This window comes from Mycolicibacterium iranicum (assembly GCF_002101705.1).
Taxonomy (GTDB): domain Bacteria; phylum Actinomycetota; class Actinomycetes; order Mycobacteriales; family Mycobacteriaceae; genus Mycobacterium; species Mycobacterium iranicum.
In genome coordinates, this window is record NZ_LQPC01000052.1 from 67,552 (window position 1) to 88,108 (window position 20,557).

Sequence of the window (20,557 nt, forward strand, 5' to 3'; positions counted from 1 at the left end):
CGACCCGCCCGGCCGCGTCGTCACCCTATTCGCGGTCGCCGATCAACGTCGCCACGTGATCGTCGACGTAGGTGGACAGTTCACGCGGCGGCCGCTGGTAGTCGCCGCTGAGCACCGGGCGCTTGGGCAACTTCACCTTCGGGATGTCGACGTCGTAGTAGTCGATCGTCGACAGCAGGTGAGCGATCATGTTGAGCCGGGCATGCTTCTTGATCTCGGATTCCACGACGTACCAGGGGCTCAACGGGGTGTCGGTGTGCACCATCATCTGATCCTTGGCGCGGGAGTAATCCTCCCACCGGTACACCGACTCCAGATCCATCGGCGACAGTTTCCACCGTCGCACCGGATCGTTGAGTCTGGACTTGAAGCGGCGCAGCTGCTCGTCATCGGACACCGAGAACCAGTACTTGCGCAGAATCACGCCGTCTTCGATCAGCATCTGCTCGAAAATCGGTGTCTGGCGCAGGAACAACGCATGCTCGGCCGGGGTGCAGAACCCCATCACCTTCTCCACCCCTGCGCGGTTGTACCAGGACCGGTCGAACAGCACGATCTCGCCCTTGGCGGGCAGGTGGGCGATGTAGCGCTGGAAATACCATTGCCCGCGTTCACGATCCGACGGAGCCGGCAGCGCCGCGATCGTGGCGATGCGGGGGCTCAGATACTCGGTGATCCGCTTGATCGCGCCGCCCTTACCCGCCGCGTCGCGGCCTTCGAAGACGATGACGACGCGGGAACCGGTAGCCTTCACCCACTCCTGAAGCTTCACCAATTCCGTTTGGAGCCGGAACAATTCGGCTTCATAGACGTCGTCGGGCAGCTTGTTCCTGCCCGACTTCTTCTTCGCCACCTACCGGGCCTTGTCGCCGTCGCAGTTGGGATCCTTCTCCACAGAGATGATGAAGTCGTCGCCGTGCTGGGTGACACCGGAGATCACCGCGCTGTTGACAGCCTCAGCCGCATACTCACGACGCACGATCTTCGGGTCGTGGCGCAGATCTTTGACCAGAGACACTGCGAGACCGACCATGACGAGCAGGAACGGCAGTGCGGCGATGATCGTGATGGTCTGAAGACCGGTGAGAGCGTCCTCACCACCGACAAGCAGCATCACCGCGGCCACCGCCCCGGTCGCGACGCCCCAGAACACGACGGTGCCGCGGCTGGGATGGATGGTGCCCTTCTGCGACAGCGACCCCATGACGATCGACGCGGCGTCAGCCCCGGAGACGAAGAAGATCGCCACCAACACCATCACGATGATGCTGGCGATGGTCGCGATCGGATACTGATCGAGCAGGGTGAACAGCTGCTCCTCCACACCGCCCTCGCCGGCCAGATCGGTGCCGCTTTGTTGCACGTTGATCGCCGCGCCGCCGAAGATGGCGAACCAGACCAGCGAGACGACGCTGGGAACCAACAGCACGCCCCCGACGAACTGCCGGATGGTGCGTCCCCGCGAGATCCGGGCGATGAACATCCCCACGAACGGGGTCCACGACACCCACCACGCCCAGTAGAAGATCGTCCAGGACTGCAGCCAGGCGTTGACGTCGGCGCCCTCGGCGCCGGTGCGCGCCGACATCATGTTCAAGTCGGCGAAGTAGCTACCCAACGATGTCGGCAGCAGGTTCAGGATGAAAACCGTTGGGCCGACCACGAACACGAACAGGGCCAGCAGCAGGGCCAGCACCATGTTGATGTTGGACAGCCACTGGATGCCGCGCGCGATGCCCGATACCGCCGACACGACGAAGCACACGGTCAGCACCGCGATGATGACGACCAGGATCGCGTTGCCGGTCTCACCGATGCCGGCGACGATCTGCAGACCGCTGCGGATCTGCAGGGCGCCGAGGCCGAGCGAGGCGGCCGACCCGAACAAGGTGGCGAAGATCGCCAGCATGTCGATCACCTTGCCCCACGGGCCACTGGCTCGTGATCCGAGCAGAGGCTCGAACGCCGCGCTGATCAGCTGCAGGCGGCCCTTGCGGTAGACACCGTAGGCGATGGCCAGGCCGACGACGGCGTAGATGGCCCACGGATGAAGGGTCCAGTGGAACAGCGTCGTGGCCATGGCGTTCTGGACGGCCTCGGGGTTGCCTTCGGCGCCCGTTCCCGGTGGCGGCGTCGCGAAATGCGCCAACGGTTCTGCGACACCGAAGAACATCAACCCGATGCCCATGCCTGCGCTGAACATCATCGCTACCCACGACACGCCGTTGAACTCCGGCTCTTCGTCGTCACGGCCGAGCGGGATGGTGCCGTAGCGGCCGAGCGCCAGGTACAGGACGAAGACGACGAAACCGGTGCTGGTGAGTGCAAACAACCAGCCGGTGTTGTCCATCACCCACGTCAGCGCGGTGCTCGATGCGCTGGCCAAGGTGTCGGTGCTCAAGAACCCCCACACCAAGAACGCCGCAGCGAGAACCGAGGTGACGCCGAACACCACCCAGTCGATGCCCCGCGAGCGCGAGATCTCGTGCTCGACCACGGGTACGTCCAACACCGGATGCAGCATCGGTTCCTCGGCGTCGGACGCGGGGACCGCGGTGATTTCGCGGTCGGAAATGTCAGCCATTCAAGTCATTCGACGCCTGTTGCGGGCACCCGTCAAATCACATAGCGTCACAAACCGGTCACTGTGCGGCTTCTACCAGTTCATCGAGCGCTTCGCGCAGCAAGCTCGGCAGCATCTCCACGTCGCTCATCGCGTCGCGGTCGGCGTTGATCCCGAAGTAGAGCATGCCGTTGTAGGACGTGACACCGATCGCCAGCGTCTGGTTGTGCAGCAGCGGCGGCACGGCATAAGTCTCCAGCAGCTTGGTGCCCGCGATGTACATCTGACTCTGGGCGCCGGGCACATTGGTAATCAGCAGATTGAACTGCCGCGCCGAGAAACTGGTGGCGACACGAATTCCCATCGCGTGCAACGTCGGTGGCGCAAAACCTGACAGCGTGACGATGGTGCGGGCGTCAACCAGGCTGGTCGCCGTCGGATGCGTTTCGGTGGCGTGCGATATCTGCGACAACCGGACGACGGCGTTGGCCTCGCCGACAGGAAGGTCAACCAGGAACGGCGCCACCTCGCTGATGGCCTGGCCCGGACCCGACGAGTCGATCTCGGCATCCGGATACACCGACATCGGCGCCATCGCCCGCACCGTGGTTGTCGAGGTCACCGGTTCCCCGCGGGAGAGCAGCCAATTGCGCAGCGCGCCGGCCACCATCGCAAGCACGACGTCGTTGATGTCACAGTCGTAGCGGGCGCGCACGAGACGGAACTCGTCGAGGCTGCCGGAGGCCACGGAAAACCGCCGGTTGCGTGAGACGGTCGTGTTCAGCGGACTGCTCGGGGCGGTGCCACGAGCGACGGTGCGGGCCACATCCGCGACGCGCCGGCCGAGATCGACGATCTGAGCGGTACTGGTCACGGTCTCTGTGACGGCATGGCGAAGCACGGAGGCCTGCGCGGTCGGCCGCATGATCCATTCACCGAGCGCGCCCATCAGCAGCTGCCGGTCGCTGGGCTCACGGCCAGGAATCCAGATGTCCTCGCCGAACTCGGGCGGCTTCTGCGTGCGGTCGGCGATGACGTGGCCGATCTCCAGCGCCGTCATGCCGTTGACGAGCGCCTGATGGGACTTGGTGTAGATCGCGACGCGGTTTTTCGCGAGCCCCTCGACGAGGTACATCTCCCACAGCGGACGGGTCTTGTCGAGGGGGCGCGAGCCCAGCCGGGCGATGAGGTCGTGCAGCTGGATGTCGCTGCCCGGGGACGGCAACGCCGAGCGCCTGACGTGATAGGTGATGTCGAAATCACGGTCGTCGACCCACACGGGTCGGGCGAGGCCCAGCGTGACTTCCCTTACCTTCTGCCGGTACCGCGGAATCTGCGGGAGGCGCTGCTCGACGGTGGCCAGGAGCGTCTCGTAGCTCAGCCCGTTGCGCGGTTTGCGCAGAATCTGCAGCGAGCCGACGTACATCGGCGTCGACGAGTTCTCCAGCCGGTAGAAGGATGCGTCCGACGCCGACAATCTGGTCACCATGCGCGGCGCAGCCTCCCTCGCTCCGTCAACGATCGTCAGACCCTGACACGTTATCCGCAGGTTCTGAGCCTGCGCAGAATGGGTGATCTTCAGCCCCTGATATGCGTGCGATCATTGGAGGGCCTGCCACTCTCCAGCAGCTGTCCGTCAAACGCTGGAGAACGCTCATGCCCACAATCCCTGCCTCATCTGCTTGGGTGACCTCGCCGGTCATCGACTGCGAACCGGTTCCCCAGCCCTTCCCGTCGGCACCGTGTCCAACCCCGTCCGGCGCAGCGCTGCATCGTCCCTCAGCACGCTCCCTGCCGTCCCCACGGCCGACCCAACGCGAGGTCCCGCCACCGCGATCCGCAGTCACCTTCGCCGAAACCGCACTGCGCCAGGTGATCGAGGTGATCGATCGACGCAGGCCCATCGCTCAGCTGCGTCCGCTGATGACGCCGTTGCTCATCGACTGCGTCATTGCCCGCTCCGGGGCGCCTCGCGCGGGCAGCGCCACGTTGCGCCGCGTCAGGGTCCGCTCGGCAGGTACGGGCAACCCCGACGAGGTGAGCGCTGCAGAGGTGTTCGCCTCGTTCACCCGAAGCGGTCGCGTACACGCCATCGCGGGCCGCATCGAACGCTATCGGGACGGCTGGCGGCTGGTGGCGCTGCAGATCGGCTGAGTCAGCCGCGCTTGGAGTGCTTGCCGGCTTTCTGCTGCTGGCGTGCGGCCTCGCGACGCTCCTTGCGGGTGGTCCCGGCCGTCGACGGCGCCCCGGTGCGCTTGACCTCCACCCCACCGTCCTCGGACGGACCGGAGTAGGTGAGCCGCTGCTGCTGGTCGTCGATTCCCTTGGCCCGCAGTGCAGCCGGGCGCTCCTTGGTGGCCACGCCACCCGCCTGCTGCGCCGCCGCTGCGAACTCGGCCAACCCGGCCGGTGTCGCCTGCGCCGAGACGGCCGGGGCGGGGGCACGCTCGACCTGGACGTTGAAGAGGAACCCGACGGACTCCTCCTTCATGCCCTCGAGCATGCCGACGAACATGTCGTAGCCCTCGCGGGCGTACTCGACCTCGGGGCGCTGCTGGGCCAGCCCACGCAGGCCGATGCCCTCGCGCAGATAGTCCATCTCGTAGAGATGTTCACGCCATTTGCGGTCGAGCACGTTGAGCAGGACGTTGCGTTCGAGCTGACGCATCGCGCCCTCGCCGGCGATCTCCTCGATCTCGGCCTCGCGCGCGGCGTACGCGCGCTTGGCGTCGGTGACGAGCGCGTCGAGCAGTTCTTCGCGGGTCAGTTCCCCCGGTTCGCCGACGGCGTCGGAGTCGATCAGATCGTGGTGATCGATGCTGACCGGGTAGAGCTGCTTGAGGCCCTCCCACAGCTTCTCCAGATCCCAGTCCTCGGAGTAGCCCTCCGCGGTGGCGCCGTTGACGTACGCGGTGACGACGTCGACGAGGATCTTCTCCGCTTGTTCGGCGAGGTTCTCCCCTTCGAGGATGCGGCGACGCTCGGCGTAGATGACCTTGCGCTGCTGGTTCATCACCTCGTCGTACTTCAGGACTTCCTTGCGGATGTCGAAGTTCTGCTGCTCAACCTGCGTCTGCGCGCTCTTGATGGCGCGCGAGACCATCTTGGCCTCGATCGGCACATCGTCGGGCAGGTTCAGGCGGGTGAGCAGCGTCTCCAGCGTTGCGCCGTTGAAGCGGCGCATCAGCTCGTCGGCCAGCGACAGGTAGAACCGCGACTCGCCGGGGTCGCCCTGACGGCCGGAGCGGCCGCGCAGCTGGTTGTCGATGCGGCGGGATTCGTGACGTTCGGTGCCGAGCACGTAGAGCCCGCCCGCGGCGATGACGTCCTTGGCCTCGGCGGCGACCTGTTCCTTGACGTGCGGGAGCTCTTCGTGCCAGCCCTGCTCGTATTCCTCGGGCGTCTCGATCGGGTCGAGTCCGCGCTGGCGCAGACGCCGGTCCAGCAGGTAGTCGACGTTGCCGCCGAGCACGATGTCGGTACCGCGGCCGGCCATGTTGGTGGCGACCGTGATCGCGCCGAGCCGTCCGGCCTCGGCGATGATGCCTGCTTCCTGCTCGTGGTACTTGGCGTTGAGGACGTTGTGCGGGATGCGGCGCTTCTCGAACTGGCGCGACAGGAACTCGGAGCGCTCGACGCTCGTCGTGCCGATCAACACCGGCTGGCCCTTCTCATAGCGCTCGGAGACGTCGTCGACGACCGCGATGAACTTGGCTTCCTCGGTCTTGTAGATCAGGTCGGACTGGTCGGTGCGGATCATCGGCCGGTTCGTCGGGATCGGCACCACACCCAGCTTGTAGATCTCGTGGAGCTCGGCGGCCTCAGTCTCGGCGGTACCGGTCATGCCGGCGAGCTTGTCGTAGAGGCGGAAGTAGTTCTGCAACGTGATCGTGGCGACCGTCTGATTCTCGGCCTTGATCTCGACGTGTTCCTTGGCCTCGATGGCCTGATGCAGGCCTTCGTTGTAGCGACGGCCGATCAGCACGCGGCCGGTGAAATCGTCGACGATGAGGACTTCGCCGTTGCGGACGATGTAGTGCTTGTCGCGCTCGAAGAGCTCCTTGGCCTTGATCGAATTGTTCAGGTAGCTGATCAGCGGCGAGTTGGCCGCCTCGTACAGGTTCTCGATACCCAGCTGGTCTTCGACGAACTCGACGCCGACCTCGTTGATGCCGATGACGCGCTTCTTGATGTCGACCTCGTAGTGGACGTCCTTTTCCATGAGGGGAGCCAGACGCGCGAACTCGGTGTACCAGTTGGAGCCGCCGTCGGCGGGACCGGAGATGATCAGCGGCGTCCTGGCCTCGTCGATCAGGATCGAGTCGACTTCGTCGACGATGGCGAAGTTGTGGCCCCGCTGGACGCAGTCTTCGAGTCGCAGCGCCATGTTGTCGCGCAGATAATCGAAGCCGAACTCATTGTTGGTGCCGTAGGTGATGTCGGCGGCGTAGGCGGCCCGGCGCTGGTCAGGTGTCAGCTGGGACAGGATGACGCCGACCTCGAGGCCGAGGAAGCGGTGCACGCGGCCCATCTGCTCGGCGTCGCGTTTGGCCAGGTAGTCGTTGACCGTCACGATGTGCATGCCCTTGCCGGCGAGCGCGTTGAGGTACGCGGGCAGCACGGCCGTCAGGGTCTTGCCCTCACCGGTCTTCATCTCGGCGACGTTGCCGAAGTGCAGCGCAGCTCCGCCCATGACCTGAACGTCGAAGTGACGCTGGTTGAGCACGCGCCAGGCCGCTTCGCGGGCGACGGCGAACGCCTCAGGCATCAGATCGTCGAGGTCTTCTTTGCCGGTCTCGAGACGACCCCGGAACTCATCGGTTTTCGCGCGTAGTTCGGCGTCGGAGAGCTTCTCCATGTCGTCGGACAGGGTGTTGACGTAGTCAGCCACCCCCTTGAGGCGCTTGACCATGCGGCCCTCGCCGATACGGAGCAACTTCCCAAGCACGCTGATAACCCTTTTTCTTCGTCTGAACTCCATCGGATACGGCATCGCGACAGACCGACACCATCGTAGGCGACGCGCCGAAAGCGAAGCCTGTGCATCGGGCCGTGCCCGCACAGCAAGAATCCCCCGGAACCGTGTTCACGAGGGATTCCTGCCCAATCAAGTGTTCAGGCGAGCTTGATCAACCCGTAGTCGTAGGCGTGCCTGCGATAGACCACGCAGGGTCGGTCGGACTCCTTGTCATGAAAGAGGAAGAAGTCGTGACCGACGAGTTCCATTTCGTAGAGGGCGTCGTCGACCGTCATCGGCTCGGCGGGGTGCTCCTTGACGCGCACGATGCGGCCGGGCTCATGGTCCTCGACGGCGGCCTCGGGAGGGGCCGCAGCTTCCTTGAGCGGCGCGAAAGCCGCTTCCAGCCGATCCAATGCTGTCGCTTCGTGCAGCGAGACGGGCGTCTTGTCGCCGTAGTGGATCTTCCGGCGGTCCTTGCTCTTACGCAGCCTGGCTTCGAGTTTGCTCACCGCACCTTCGAATGCGCCGTAGAAGCTGTCGGCGCACGCCTCTCCGCGCACGACGGGCCCGCGCCCCCTGGCGGTGATCTCGACATGCTGACAGTTCTTGCGCTGGCGGCGGTTCTTCTCGTGGTCGAGTTCGACGTCGAAGAGGTAGATCGAGCGGTCGAAACGTTCCAGCCGGGACAGTTTCTCGGCAACGTACACCCGGAAATGGTCGGGGACTTCGACGTTGCGGCCTTTGACCACGACCTCGGCGTTGGGCTGGTCTGAAACGTCGCTCGTGCTTTCGGAATCCATGACCATCGTGCTGTCGGACCTAACGGAATGACTTGACATACTTGGCAACTCGATTCTCTTTCGCATTCGCACGCAGTCGCGTGCCGGCCGGGAAGAAATCGCGCCGACGGGGCATAGATGATCGCGCCACTCGCCGGAGCAAGGTGTCGACTGATCACCTCCTACCGCTGACGCGATACCGGCGCTGTCGTTCTGAGCGCCGCCGTGAAGTGTTCACGGATGATTGGTGCCGACGGTAGTCGCTGTTCACCTACCGTGCCACTAAATCAGCCGACCTGTTTTCAGTTCTTCATGCGCGATTGATGTCGGGGTAATACCGACTCGACTCTCAGGCGTTCGCCAGCGTCAAGACCGCGACGACGTCGGCGCCCGCGGTTTGCAGGACACGGACGGACTCGGTGGCGGTGGCGCCGGTCGTCACGACGTCGTCGACCACGACAACGGCGCCGCTGACCGCTGTGACAAGCCGGACGCGACCGGCGACGTTGCGTTGTCGCGCAGCGCTCGACAACCCGACGGAGTCGCGGGTGAAGGCCCTGTAGCGCAGGGCCGGCGCGACGGCGACGCCCTGACCGGCGGCGGCTTTCGCGATTCGGGTGACGGGGTCCCCGCCGCGGCGCCGGGCTGCCGAGCGGCGGGTGGGCGCGGGAACGAGCGTCAGTGGCAGCTGAAGAACACCCCAGGCCAGCAGGTGGTCCATCGCGTCATGCAGCGCCGCGGCGAGCGGGCCCTGGAGGTCGGTGCGGCCGTGCTCCTTGAGCGCGACGATGGCCCGGCGACGCGCGCCCGCGTAGCGCCCGAGGGACAGCACCGGCACGCCGGGATCAAGGCGTGGCGTGATGAGGTGAGGTTCGTCGTCACGGACGGCGAGGTCTTTCGCGCATTCGGCACACCAGGCGGTCGCGGCGGCATCGCAGCCGCCGCACTGCAGCGGAAGGACCAGATCGAGCACGGGCACAGTCTCGGGCCAGCGTCCGACAACTCCCGCCTGCCCCCGCGGAATAGCATTCCTGGCTGTGCATAATGGGCGATTCACAACCATGGTTTCTCACTGAGCGGGCGTGGAAATCGGTGCGCTCCCGCCTAGCAGACCTGCGGTAGCCTCGATTTCAAGTTGCGGCCGGAAGGGAATCTAAATGGGAAACCCACCTCCATTGCGCGTTGATACAACAGCTCTGAGTTGGGATCCGGCGGTTGTCGCTGTCCCGCCCGTGCCCGCCATCCCTCCCGGCGGCGACCCCATGAGCCTGATGATCTCGGCCATCATGCCGGAACTGCCGGCTCCGTTGAACGCTGCAGTTGCGGCGACGCACGCGCGCGAGGAGCGGTTCGCGGCGAACCTTGCCACGACTCGCGCCGCTTACGAGACCACCGATCAAGCAAACCAGCAGCAGATAAGCACGGTCGCCGATACGCAGATCGCCCCGACAGCGGCCGCAGCCGGCACTGGATCCGGCGCTGGCGGCGGGCAATTTGGTCAAATAATGGGCACTGCAATGCAGGTGGCCGGCCAAGCCGCGCAGGCGCCAGCCCAGGTTCTGGGAATGGTCGCCCAAGCGCCCCAAGCTGTCATGCAAGCTGGCCAGGGAGCGGTGCAGCAGATCAGTCAGATGACAGGTCAATTCGGCAAGCCAGAGAACGGCGAGGCTTCCGGTGGTTCAAACGGCCAAGTGCCTGAGCATCCCACACCGGATCGAGATTTGGGCGAGCAGACGCCAGTCGAAAACGAAGGCGAGTCTCAAACGGACGACAAAGAGTCTGATAGCGCTGCCGCAGGCACCGATGCTTCGGAGCGCGCGCCGGACATCCTGGCTAACAAACCGTCGCCGCCCGGGAGGACCGATCCTGTTGATCTCTAGCCGTCAAAGTTTTTGATTTTCAACGACTTCTGGCGCCTGGAACAGTTCATCCCCTCGAAGGTCCACTCCTACGTGCTCTGCCAACGAATAGAGAATTCGATATAAGCGTCTGTGCGTTACGAGTTCGAGTTCGAACATCGCGCGAACGTATGGATTGAATTCTGCAGAGCCTGCCGCCCCTCCGGCACCGTCAAGCTGCTTACGAAGCGGATTGCGGCGCATCTCTGCCGACATTGCAGCAAGGACTGCGAGCTTGACGTTGTAATCCCAGCCGTTGCCGCAGCACTCGGGGAGCGGCGCAAAGCGGCGGTCACGCACGTTCGCAGCTGTAGCTTCGATCGACGATACGACTTCAGAAATGAGGCAGATATCGATGTCGCCGGCCGCACGCAATGTGTCTATGCAGCGCTCATGCAACTGTTCTTGAGCAACGAGAAGATCTAGGACCTCGGTCGTCAACCACTGCGCGACACGGTTGTCTCCCATGTCGGTTAGCCGGTTAATCGCCGCCGCAACTTCAGCGACGACGGATTTGGCTGAGGCACAGAACACGCGCGGGTCGGCAAGATGCTCGAATCGGCTAATCACCTCACGCGTCCCTGCGGCTATCGCCGACCGATACGCATCGTCATCCACAGCGGTCAGGAGCATCAAGTCGAGGTCAAGGAAGATCTCGGGTAGCAACGGTGTGGGCGAATAGACGAGGTTGTCGTCCTCGGCAGCGGCCGTCATCGAGCCGCCGCGCCTTCTAGCGCCTCTGTTACCAAGCTGCCTTGGTGTTGCCAGTACACCCAGTCGGCAATTGCAGCCCGCTGAGAACTCAGATCCGCTTCCGACTGGGCCGTCAGCAGCGCTGCATCCATAGCTTTGGCGGCGTAGGACGCCATCGCCTTCAAGTGGGCCCCAATACGATTCGGCGATCTACTCATGAGCGGTTTGGACACTTCGAACCATGCGATCGCCAACTCGTTGTCCTCAGGCGCGCCGCCGACTTGCGGCGGCGGCAAAAGTTCCATCAGGCTGTTGTCGCTGGTTCGTGCGAGCTTCGCAGCAGCGCCTGGCGCGATCACTTCCAACCGCGTCCGACCCTGCATGCTGCCGTCGTCGGGGATGTCATCCGGCTGGAGAATCACCTTGGGCGCGCCGGGGTCAAACCCTTGGAACTGATCCTCGGTCGCAATGACACATCGCAGTTGTAGATCGTGATGTTGAGCCCAGCCCTGCACCGCAAGTATTGGGTAGGTGGCCCAACGCCCTCGTTCAGCCGCAGAAATCGACTCGTCAGCTGACGCCATTCGAACATTCTCAGGCAGGAGAACGCCCTCTGGGATGTAGGCGATGCCATAGCTGTTCGCGACAATGATCGAATCGTCACCCGTTACAGCCGTCACCCAGTAGAAGCCGAAGTCATGAACGCCGGCGTTGAGCGCGGCCGCTATTCGACGTGCCAATTGCGCTGGATCAGTGCCCTGGTTCCGACGGCGAAGCGCGCCTGCGGTTGCGGCGGTGGCGATCGCCTCACGTTCAGCGCGTGCGGCGGACACGGGAACAGGCGCAGCTGCCGGCGCACCTGAGGCAGAGGCAGTGGACATCGGCGCCACACCGGGGCCGGCGGCGGACGCCGGGGCCGCGTTTGCACCAGGATTCAGCGGAGCTGGCGGAGCTGGACTTGTTGGGGGACCTAGCGGTACTGGCGGACTCGCGGGCGCTGTGCCTGCGGGCGCGCCGCCAGCAGCAGCACCTCCGACACCGCCGCCTGACCCGCCGGAAAAAGCTGGTCCAGCAGACGTCGATGCCGCAGGAGGCACGGAGGGTTGCGCGGCTGCAGGAGGCGGCGATGGCTGAGCCGCAGGCGCCGGTGCACTCAGAGGCGCGGGTGGCGGCTGAGACACCATGGGTTGCGAAGTCAAGCCGCCCGCGGGTGCGCGACCTGCTGCGGCGGCGGCTTTATCTCCGCCACCGGCGCCAGCCGTGGTGGTCGCAGCGGGCTGGCCCGCAGCGCCTGCGCCCGATCCCGATCCGGAGCCACTTCCGGAGCCCGATCCGTTGCCTGAGCCAGAACCAGCCCCGGATCCCGAGCCCGACCCTCCGGACCCTGAAGAGGAGCCCAGCCCCGAGGCTGACGACCCTCCACCGCCACCAGACGACGAACCACCACCGCCAAGGGACGATCCGGCTCCAGCGCCTTGATTACCGCCAGATGCTGCGGCGGGGGCGGGTTGCGTCGGGGAAGGGGCCGGGTCAGGCCTGATCGGATTCGGTGTTGACACTGTTGGGTTAGACGCGCCGCCTCCAGTTCCATTTCCGCGCTGCGGTCCCTGACCAAGCCGGGATCCGAAATACGAAACCGGCTGAAGCTCCGATTTTGGAGTTTCCACATCACTAGTCCCTTTTGGAGAAGGGCTCGATGGGGGGAGGCCGCCACCACTCGGCATCTTCCCGTCAGCACCCGGCGTACCGTCCGGGACGCTGATATTTCCCGCCAGTTCGACGGTATTCGTCGAAACCAACTCGATGTTATCGCCATAGCCTGCCGCAATTTCTGCTTCAATGAGAGGTTGCGCAACGCTAGGATCGCTATTCAGATTCCGAATCGTTTCGCAAGCTTGCTGAGTAGATTCTGCGTTTGCATTTGCCAAGATCTTTGTCTTGACTACAGACGATTCCATGTTGCGTAATTTATTTGCTATTGTTTCTGCAGCCATAGCGTTTGCTTCATGAGCGTCGATGATCGCGCTGGCTTCTGAACGCGCAGCCTCTGCACTAGCGCCGTCCCAACCATCCGAGAGGGACATCATCTGTGACCGCAATCCCGGGATTACAGACACCCTCAGGTTCCGTGCAAACGCTTCGAACTCCGCGGCAGCCGTCGACAGGAGTTCTTCATCGACTTGCGGCCAGGCTGGAGGCAATAAAGTACGAGAGCCGTATTCGCCGGTGTGCGGATCGGTACTCCACCAACTCATCGACTCGCCTTGCACGCTGCGCCCAGGCCTCCACCTAAACCAGTAGATACCTTCCACAACCAGTTGTCGTCGGGCACGTAAGTCGGTATGGCATCGGCGTAAGCCCTCATATACGCGGCCTGTGTGAAAACTAGATCCGCAAACACGCTTCCTGAATACTTGTCCGCAAGCCTTCGGAATTGCTCCGAATCTTTCAACAGTACTGCGCGTGCGGCGTTGTTTAAGGCCTTCTCTTGTGGCGTCCATTGTGTCGCGGGTCTGGCGGAATCCGTCTCAGACCATCCTCTGAGTACAGTGTTCTGCAGGTCTAACAGAGCCATGAAATCTGCGCACGGCTCCGGCGATTCGGGAATCGCGTTGACCTGGATAGCCGGCGGAGCTATTGAAGACACGCGGACCGCCCCCTGGAACTCGATCTTCTGAACCAGAGAAACTGCACTGCATAGGTATGTAACCGCATTGGCAAAATTGACCGCAGCATTGGCGGAATATCTATCCTCCGCAGTGTAAGTCGGCAAACTGTCGACGTAAGCTCGAAAATAGATGACGGCCTGAGAGATAAGTTCCTGCAGCAGGAGACTACGCGCGTTGGGGCGGATTTGCTCGAACGCATTTACCGCCTTGCTCATAGAGTCGCCAGCCCCTTGAAAGATTCGGCGCTGCTCGGAGTTCCACCGGTCTCCAGGGGTGGTCCGGTCCACCTCATTCCACTGCTCCAGACCTGCAGTCAGGTCGTTTGAAGCGACTAGCCAGTCCGCACATACCGGGTCTTCCTCCCGAAGAAGGCCGACCGTCCGGTCGCCTCCGCCACCCGCGATGTTTGACGAGTCCCCCGCGTTTCCGCTTGAGCCGCTCTTCCAGAGAACGATTCCAACTACCAGCGCGATGACAACGACCAGTGCCCCGCCGAGAATGATCCACGGCGTTCGTTTCGGACGTGGCGGACGAGTTGGCGGCAACGGTGCTGAGTTATTGGGCCAGGGCGGTCCGGCAGCGGGCGGTACCGGCGGCTGTGTCATCGGCTCATCCCGCTGATCATCCCCACGCGTCCCATGGCCCCCAATGCTACCGGCGGTCAATGGGGCACCATCACACCAAATCCTGCCAACCGCCAGCGGGTAGTGCCTCGCGAAAGCGCCGCCATAGTAGTGAAAACGTGCCTGCAATTACCGTGTGTGCGCTGTCGCGATCCCGCACCTACTCCGCGACGATCGAATCCCCCTGCACGCGAATCGCCACGGGCTCCAACGGCTTGCTCGCGGGTCCATTGGCGACCGCGCCGTCGAGGCTGAACTTGCTGCCGTGGCACGGGCAGTTGATCGTCCCGTCGGCGACCTCGTTGATCAAGCATCCGGTGTGGGTGCACACCGCCGAGAAACCCTTGTAATCCCCGGCGACCGGTTGCGTCAGAACCACCTCGCCGACGATGACGCCCGAGCCGACGGGGACCTCCGCCGTGGTGGCGAGCGCCTCACCCGTCGGCTTCGAGGATTCCGGCGCCGATGACTCATCCGCCGGCGATTCGGAAGCCGACGAATCGGAACCACCCGAGCACGCAGCGACCGCTGCCGCCGCCAAGCCGATCCCCGCGCCTGCGAGCACTGTTTTCCGCGGAACCTCGATAGACATGCCGATCACACCTCTCCGTCGAGCCCACTGCCGGAGGGCTGTTCCGGCAGCATGTTCCGTGTCAGCCGGGCAGGACCGGCAGCGCGCCGGCAGCCATCAGCGGGCGCACTTCGACCCATCCCGGGTCTTCGGCTGCCGAGCCGGACAGCTGCAGCACACCTCGCCCGTCGGCGACGTACACCGCCGACGGGTTGGCGGCGACCGTCTTCACAGGCATGAGCAGGTTGCGACTGGGCCCGTCGGAGTTGACCCCGTCGAGGTTGACGTAGGACACCGGATGCTGCGGATCGGTGCGCGTCACGACGATGTCGTCACCAGTCCGCCACGACAGCGAAACCGCCGTCTCACCGAGGCCGAAACCGAGTCGACGCGGATACGTCAGCGCAAAGCCGCCGTTGGGCGTCTGCTCTATGCCGGCGAGGATGACCTTGCCGTCGATGACCATGGCCGCGCGCGTGCCGTCACGCGACAGCTGCAACTCGGCGATGGCGCCGGGGAATCGGGTCATCACGGCGCTGGCATCGACGGGGATCCGGGCGGGTTGCCCGGACGCGTCCTGGATGACCCGCACGACGTTGTTGCCGTCGACGACGACCCAGATGGCGTCGTCGAGTGACCAGCTCGGCCGGCTCAGCATGCGTCCGTCCAACGCCTGAGAAGCGTTGCCGCCCAACGGTCCCACCCATAGCGACGACGCCATGTCGGGGGCGCCGGGTCGCAGCGTGACGATCGAGGCGACCTCTTGGCCCGATCGCGACAGCGACGCCGCGGTCTGGCTCGGCATCTGCCCGAACGGCCCCGACACGCGCGGCGCGCGCTGTCCGTCGAGCCGCACCAGCGATCCGCCGACCAACGCATGCAGTCCGGCCGCCGCGCCGTCGAGGGCGCCCGGGTCGGTCGCGGCGACGTCGCCGGTGTCCCAGCCCTCGGCGAAACGGTCGTCGAGCGCCGCGCCGTCGGCGTTGATCACGTACGGACCGTTGATCCCCGACCTCGACAGCGTCCAGATGAGCTGCGCGGCAAGCAATTGTCTGCTGTGCGGATCGGTGGTCGACAGATTCTCCAGGTCGATCCGGGCGCCGCCGTACCCGCGGCCGATGCCGGTCTTGCCGCCGTCGGCGCGTGTCACCGGGCCACGCAGCCGCAGCGGCGGACCCAGCAGATTACGCACCGTCTTGTCCATCTCCGGGCGCGGTCCGGCGATCAGCTTGCTGACCAACTCGGTGGCCAGCTGGTCGGGTTCGGACACCGCGACATAGCGCGGATCGGGCACGACCGTCTTGCCGGTCGGGTCGGCGAAGTACAGCGTGTGCCGTTTGTAGGTGGCCTGGAACTGCTGCCAGTCCAGGAAGACACCGTTGGGCAATCGGTCGATTCGCCAGCCGCCCGTGGTCTTCACCAGCTCGATGGGGCCGGGGTCGGGCAGGGCGCCGGCGCCGGTCTCGAACACGCCCATGTCCGACAGCGACCCGAGGATGTCGGCACGCATCGTCACCGAAACCCTGTCGGGTGAACGGGTTTCGACGAACACCACGTTGTCGATCAGCAGTGCGCTACCGGCGTCGTCCCAGGAACTCGACGCCGATTCGGTCAAGAACTGGCGGGCGGCGAGATGTCGGTTCGCGGGATCGGCGGTGGCCTTGAGGAATTCCCGCAAGAGCACGTCGGGGTCCATGCCGGGTGTCGGCTTGGGCAGGCTCGGTGGCGCGGGTCGGTCGACGGTGCCGATCGCCTGCGGCGAGGAGGAACTGGGGACGCCGGCGCAGCCGGCCAGGACGAGCGCGAGCGCGCTGAGCAGCGCCGCGAGCGGGCGTGTCACACGCTTTCCCCTGCCGGCTCGCGAACCCGGCGGCCGGCCGGCGCGCCCGAACGTTCGATCGGTTTCACCGGCAGCGGGCTGCTCGTCACCTTGTGCCCGCGCACCAGCGGAAGCGTCAGCCGGAAGCAGGCGCCCTTGCCGGGTTCGCCCCAGGCTTCCAGCCTTCCCTGGTGCAGCCGGGCGTCCTCGATGCTGATGGCCAGACCCAGGCCGGTTCCTCCCGAACGTCGCACGCGCGACGGGTCGGCGCGCCAGAACCGGCTGAACACCAGCTTCTCCTCGCCCGGACGCAGACCGACGCCGTAATCGCGCACGGTGACCGCGACGGTGTCGACGTCGGCGGCCATCCGGATCCGCACCGGCTTGTGCTCGGCGTGGTCGATGGCGTTGGCGATGAGGTTGCGCAGGATCCGCTCGACGCGGCGCGGGTCCACCTCGGCGATGACGTCCTCGGCGGGCACGTCGACGATCATCTCGACATTCGCCGCATCGGCGAGGTGGCCGACGTTGTCCAGGGCGCTCTGCACGATGGACCGCAAATCGACTGCCTCGACGGCCAGTTCGGCGACGCCGGCGTCGTGGCGCGAGATCTCGAGCAGGTCGTTGAGCAGGGACTCGAACCGGTCGAGTTCATTGACCATCAGCTCGGTCGAACGCCGCAGCGCGGGGTCGAGGTCCTCGGCATGGTCGTGGATCAGGTCCGCCGCCATGCGCACCGTCGTCAGCGGCGTCCGCAGTTCGTGGCTGACGTCGGAGGTGAAGCGCCGCTGCAGGTTTCCGAACTCTTCGAGCTGGGTGATCTGGCGCTGCAGGCTTTCGGCCATGTCGTTGAACGACACGGCCAGCCGGGCCATGTCGTCCTCACCGCGCACCGGCATGCGCTCGGACAGGTGGCCTTCGGCGAAACGCTCGGCGATCCGCGACGCCGAGCGCACCGGCAGCACGATCTGGCGCGCGACGAGCAGGGCGATGGCGGCGAGCAGTCCGAGCAGCACCACGCCGCCGGTGGCCATCGTCCCGCGCACCAGCGCGATCGTCGAGTCTTCGTTGTTGAGTGGGAAGATCAGGTACAGCTCAAGATTCGTGACCGGGGACGAGGTCGGGCTGCCGATGATGAGGGCGGGCCCGGAGAACCCGTCGGTGTGCACGGTGGCGTATTGGTAGCTGACCTGTCCGGCTTTGACGAACTCGCGCAACGTGTTCGGGACCTGGTCGATCGGCCCGGCCGCCGTGGCCGCGCGAGGACCGTCGCCGGGGACGACGAGCACTGCGTCGAACGTGCCGGCCAGCACCGGCCCGGTGTCGGCCTTGCGATCGATCAGGGTGTTGCGCGCCAACTGCAGGCTGCTGTCGAGCGAGCGGGTTTCCTCGCCGCCGACGACGCCGCTGACTGTGGTGCGGGCGCGCTCGATCTCTTCGGTCGCGGCGCCGACCTTGACTTCGAGGATGCGGTCGGTGATCTGGCTGGTCAGCACGAAACCCAGAACCATGATGACGGCCAGCGACAGACCGAGGGTGAGGCTGACGACGCGCAGCTGCAGCGACCGTCGCCACGCAAGGCTCAGTGCACGGCCAAGCGCACCCAAGCCGCGGATCAGCGGTGCTGACCGACGGTGGATGCGCCGCCTCGAACCAAAGATCATGGCCTACGGAGGTCCGGCCTTGTATCCCACTCCTCGAACGGTCAGCACCACCTGCGGGTTCTCCGGGTCCTTCTCGACCTTGGCCCGCAGACGCTGGACATGCACGTTCACCAAACGGGTGTCGGCGGGGTGGCGATAACCCCACACCTGTTCGAGCAGCACATCACGAGTAAACACCTGGCGCGGTTTGCGTGCCAGCGCCACCAGCAGGTCGAACTCCAGCGGGGTCAGCGAGATCTGCTCGCCCTGCCGGGTGACCTTGTGAGCTGGGACGTCGATGTCGACGTCAGCGATCGAGAGCAGTTCGGCAGGTTCGTCCTCGTTGCGGCGCAGCCGGGCGCGCACACGGGCGACGAGCTCCTTAGGCTTGAACGGCTTCATGACGTAGTCGTCGGCGCCGGACTCCAGACCCAACACCACGTCCACGGTGTCGGTCTTGGCGGTCAGCATGACGATCGGCACACCCGAGTCGGCGCGCAGCACGCGGCACACGTCGATGCCGTTCATGCCGGGCAGCATGAGATCCAACAGGACCAGATCGGGTCGTAGTTCGCGCACGGCGGTCAGCGCCTGGGTGCCGTCGCCGATGACCGCGGTGTCGAAACCCTCCCCCCGCAGCACGATGGTGAGCATCTCGGCGAGCGAAGGGTCGTCGTCGACTACCAGGATCCTTTGCCTCATGGTGTCCATGGTGTCACCAGATGGCGATAAACCCCCGCTACCACACTGGGCGTTTTGCGTCTTTACCGGTATTAGTTGCGAATTAGCCCGGTAGATCTAGCCGAGGCCCTCGATGACGTCGCGCTGCTCGGCGATCGACTGCATCACCTCGTAGCCGATCTGGCGGACGCTGGCGATGACAGGGCTCCCGCACAGCGGCCTGTCGACGTCGGCGCTCGCGCCCACGACCCAGCCGAGACACGGGTTGCTCTGCAACGCGTCGCGGGCAGCCGCGGATTGGGCGTCGCGAGCGTCGCCGAGCGCGAGCACGAGTTGCTTGCGCGAGTATTGGGCCCCATCCGCGTCCTTGACCACCGGGTTGGTCCACCAGTCTTCGAACGGGATGCGCGAGCCGCTGAAGATCTGCTCGCCGCTCCTGGTGCGAATGGGCGCCGGCGGATACATGGCGAGCTTGGGCACGAACTCCCCCGCACCGTGGTGGCGGCTGCGGATCCGCATCAACGTCAGGCCGGCCGTCGAGCACGTGGTCTTGGGGTTGGGCACCCCGGCGGTGTCGACCCACGTCAGCGCATCACGCAGAGCCAGCCGTTCGATCAGCGCGTCGGGGCCGTGCAGCAACGCACCCAAATGACCCGCCAAGGACCTGGCTTCGGTATGCCTGCCCTGGTCGAAGCGCTCGCTGGCGGACCTGATGGTCGACAGCAGGTCGTCCAGCATCTGCGGCGATCCGGCCTGTGTGTGCATTGAAACGAGCAACGAATCCCCCTTGTCGTAACCCGTCGCCGCTGCGACGTCCCCCTACGGCCGGAGCTTAACTGCCGTTTCGTCAATTCGCTCGGCTACGGATTTTTCAGCTGACGGGCGAGCTCGGCCGCGTCGACTTCGGGCGGGACCACCGCCCACCGCCCGCCCCACTGCGCGGCGGCCAACTCGGCGTAGACGGCGCCGGTGCGACGCTGCAGTCCGTCGTCGCGTTCGTAGGCGTCGCGGGCGCGGTCCGCCTCCTCGGCGGCCCGGCTGACCGCCCGCTGGGCCGCGAGTTCGGTCGGAACGTCCAGAAGCACCTGCCAATCCGGCACGGGCAGGCGCAAGCGCCCGTATTCGAGGTCGCGCACCCAGGCGACGACGTCACCGTCGGCGCCCTGGTGCAAGCGGGCCGCGCTGTAGGCGGCATTGGAGGCGACGTAGCGATCCAGGATGACGGCCGAATGCGTCGCCGCCAGCTGTTCGATCTCCTCGCGCGCGCCCGCGCGGTCCATCGCGAACATCACCGCCATCCCGTAGACCGAGTCAGCAAGGTCGCCGTGCTTGCCGTGCAGGGCTTCGGCGGCGACGTCGGCGTGCACCGATACGCCGTAGCGCGGAAAGGCCAGGGTCGCGACGGAGCCACCGTCAGCTTCGAATGCGGCACGAAGGCCGTTGGTCAGAGTGCGTTTGCCTGCGCCGTCCACACCCTCGATGACGATGAGCACTCGGCGAGCCTAATCCAGCCGCCTCGGCATGCCTCAGGCAAACGTTGACTGCCATGACGACACAGCGCATAGAGTTCCGCAAATGCGGGGGTGCCAGAGGTTGAGCAAAGGTGCGGATTTTGCGGTGGCGGCGGGGGTGGGCGCGGCGGTCTTCATGGGGTCATC

The 20,557-nt window shown here is 65.2% G+C and carries 17 protein-coding genes; 2 read left to right on the forward strand and 15 right to left on the reverse strand.

What is annotated here, in order from left to right; translation table 11 throughout:
- Positions 1 to 25: 25 nt before the first annotated feature.
- Genes ppk2 through AWC12_RS25955 form a run of 3 tightly spaced genes read right to left on the reverse strand, consistent with a single transcriptional unit; the run spans position 26 to position 4,052 of the window.
- Positions 26 to 853, reverse strand: a complete 828-nt coding sequence (gene ppk2 / locus AWC12_RS25945) for a polyphosphate kinase 2 (protein ID WP_024448568.1) — start codon at positions 851 to 853, stop codon at positions 26 to 28.
- On the reverse strand, positions 854 to 2,584 hold the full coding sequence (locus AWC12_RS25950; RefSeq protein ID WP_085177923.1) for a BCCT family transporter: 1,731 nt from the start codon (positions 2,582 to 2,584) through the stop codon (positions 854 to 856).
- 58 nt (positions 2,585 to 2,642) lie between these two features.
- The gene (locus AWC12_RS25955) at positions 2,643 to 4,052 is read right to left on the reverse strand and encodes a WS/DGAT/MGAT family O-acyltransferase (RefSeq protein WP_085177924.1); all 1,410 of its coding nucleotides are present in this window, start codon (positions 4,050 to 4,052) and stop codon (positions 2,643 to 2,645) included.
- Positions 4,053 to 4,219: 167 nt separating this feature from the next.
- Between AWC12_RS25955 and AWC12_RS25960 the strand changes: the two genes are divergently transcribed.
- Positions 4,220 to 4,717 carry an Rv3235 family protein gene (locus AWC12_RS25960; RefSeq protein WP_085177925.1) on the forward strand — a complete coding sequence of 166 codons (498 nt, stop codon included), beginning with the start codon at positions 4,220 to 4,222 and terminating at the stop codon, positions 4,715 to 4,717.
- 1 nt (position 4,718) lies between these two features.
- Here AWC12_RS25960 and secA read toward each other — a convergent pair whose 3' ends face one another.
- The 3 genes from secA to AWC12_RS25975 all read right to left on the reverse strand — a co-directional run bounded on the left by secA (position 4,719) and on the right by AWC12_RS25975 (position 9,275).
- A complete protein-coding gene (gene secA, locus AWC12_RS25965) occupies positions 4,719 to 7,511 on the reverse strand; it encodes a preprotein translocase subunit SecA (protein WP_085177926.1) in 2,793 nt (930 codons plus the stop codon).
- Positions 7,512 to 7,678: 167 nt separating this feature from the next.
- The gene (gene hpf, locus AWC12_RS25970; protein WP_024448563.1) at positions 7,679 to 8,362 is read right to left on the reverse strand and encodes a ribosome hibernation-promoting factor, HPF/YfiA family; all 684 of its coding nucleotides are present in this window, start codon (positions 8,360 to 8,362) and stop codon (positions 7,679 to 7,681) included.
- Positions 8,363 to 8,651: 289 nt separating this feature from the next.
- Positions 8,652 to 9,275, reverse strand: coding sequence for a ComF family protein (locus tag AWC12_RS25975; protein WP_085177944.1), 624 nt, complete (start codon positions 9,273 to 9,275; stop codon positions 8,652 to 8,654).
- A 184-nt stretch (positions 9,276 to 9,459) separates the two neighbouring features.
- Between AWC12_RS25975 and AWC12_RS25980 the strand changes: the two genes are divergently transcribed.
- Positions 9,460 to 10,182, forward strand: coding sequence for a PE domain-containing protein (locus AWC12_RS25980; protein ID WP_272937899.1), 723 nt, complete (start codon positions 9,460 to 9,462; stop codon positions 10,180 to 10,182).
- Positions 10,183 to 10,185: 3 nt separating this feature from the next.
- Here the strand turns inward: AWC12_RS25980 and AWC12_RS25985 are convergent, their stop codons facing one another.
- The 9 genes from AWC12_RS25985 to AWC12_RS26030 form a co-directional block, all read right to left on the reverse strand.
- Entirely contained in the window at positions 10,186 to 10,914 is a 729-nt protein-coding gene (locus AWC12_RS25985) for a hypothetical protein (protein WP_085177928.1), read from the reverse strand.
- Positions 10,911 to 11,726 (reverse strand): EspK C-terminal domain-containing protein, encoded by an 816-nt coding sequence (locus AWC12_RS25990; RefSeq protein WP_234814164.1) that lies wholly within the window; start codon positions 11,724 to 11,726, stop codon positions 10,911 to 10,913. The genes AWC12_RS25985 and AWC12_RS25990 overlap by 4 nt, the downstream gene beginning before the upstream one ends.
- Before the next feature lie 1,418 nt (positions 11,727 to 13,144).
- On the reverse strand, positions 13,145 to 13,777 hold the full coding sequence (locus AWC12_RS26000) for an ESX-1 system-associated protein (protein WP_133057382.1): 633 nt from the start codon (positions 13,775 to 13,777) through the stop codon (positions 13,145 to 13,147).
- A gap of 568 nt (positions 13,778 to 14,345) precedes the next feature.
- Positions 14,346 to 14,777 carry a QcrA and Rieske domain-containing protein gene (locus tag AWC12_RS26005; RefSeq protein WP_085177945.1) on the reverse strand — a complete coding sequence of 144 codons (432 nt, stop codon included), beginning with the start codon at positions 14,775 to 14,777 and terminating at the stop codon, positions 14,346 to 14,348.
- 61 nt (positions 14,778 to 14,838) lie between these two features.
- Entirely contained in the window at positions 14,839 to 16,596 is a 1,758-nt protein-coding gene (lpqB, locus tag AWC12_RS26010) for an MtrAB system accessory lipoprotein LpqB (RefSeq protein WP_085177932.1), read from the reverse strand.
- Positions 16,593 to 18,239 (reverse strand): MtrAB system histidine kinase MtrB, encoded by a 1,647-nt coding sequence (mtrB, locus tag AWC12_RS26015; protein ID WP_085177933.1) that lies wholly within the window; start codon positions 18,237 to 18,239, stop codon positions 16,593 to 16,595. Before mtrB ends, lpqB begins: the two co-directional genes overlap by 4 nt.
- A 3-nt stretch (positions 18,240 to 18,242) precedes the next feature.
- A complete protein-coding gene (mtrA, locus tag AWC12_RS26020; RefSeq protein ID WP_024448556.1) occupies positions 18,243 to 18,929 on the reverse strand; it encodes a two-component system response regulator MtrA in 687 nt (228 codons plus the stop codon).
- Positions 18,930 to 19,016: 87 nt separating this feature from the next.
- Positions 19,017 to 19,676 (reverse strand): hypothetical protein, encoded by a 660-nt coding sequence (locus AWC12_RS26025; protein ID WP_085177934.1) that lies wholly within the window; start codon positions 19,674 to 19,676, stop codon positions 19,017 to 19,019.
- A gap of 83 nt (positions 19,677 to 19,759) precedes the next feature.
- Entirely contained in the window at positions 19,760 to 20,392 is a 633-nt protein-coding gene (locus tag AWC12_RS26030) for a dTMP kinase (protein WP_085177935.1), read from the reverse strand.
- Positions 20,393 to 20,557: the final 165 nt, after the last annotated feature.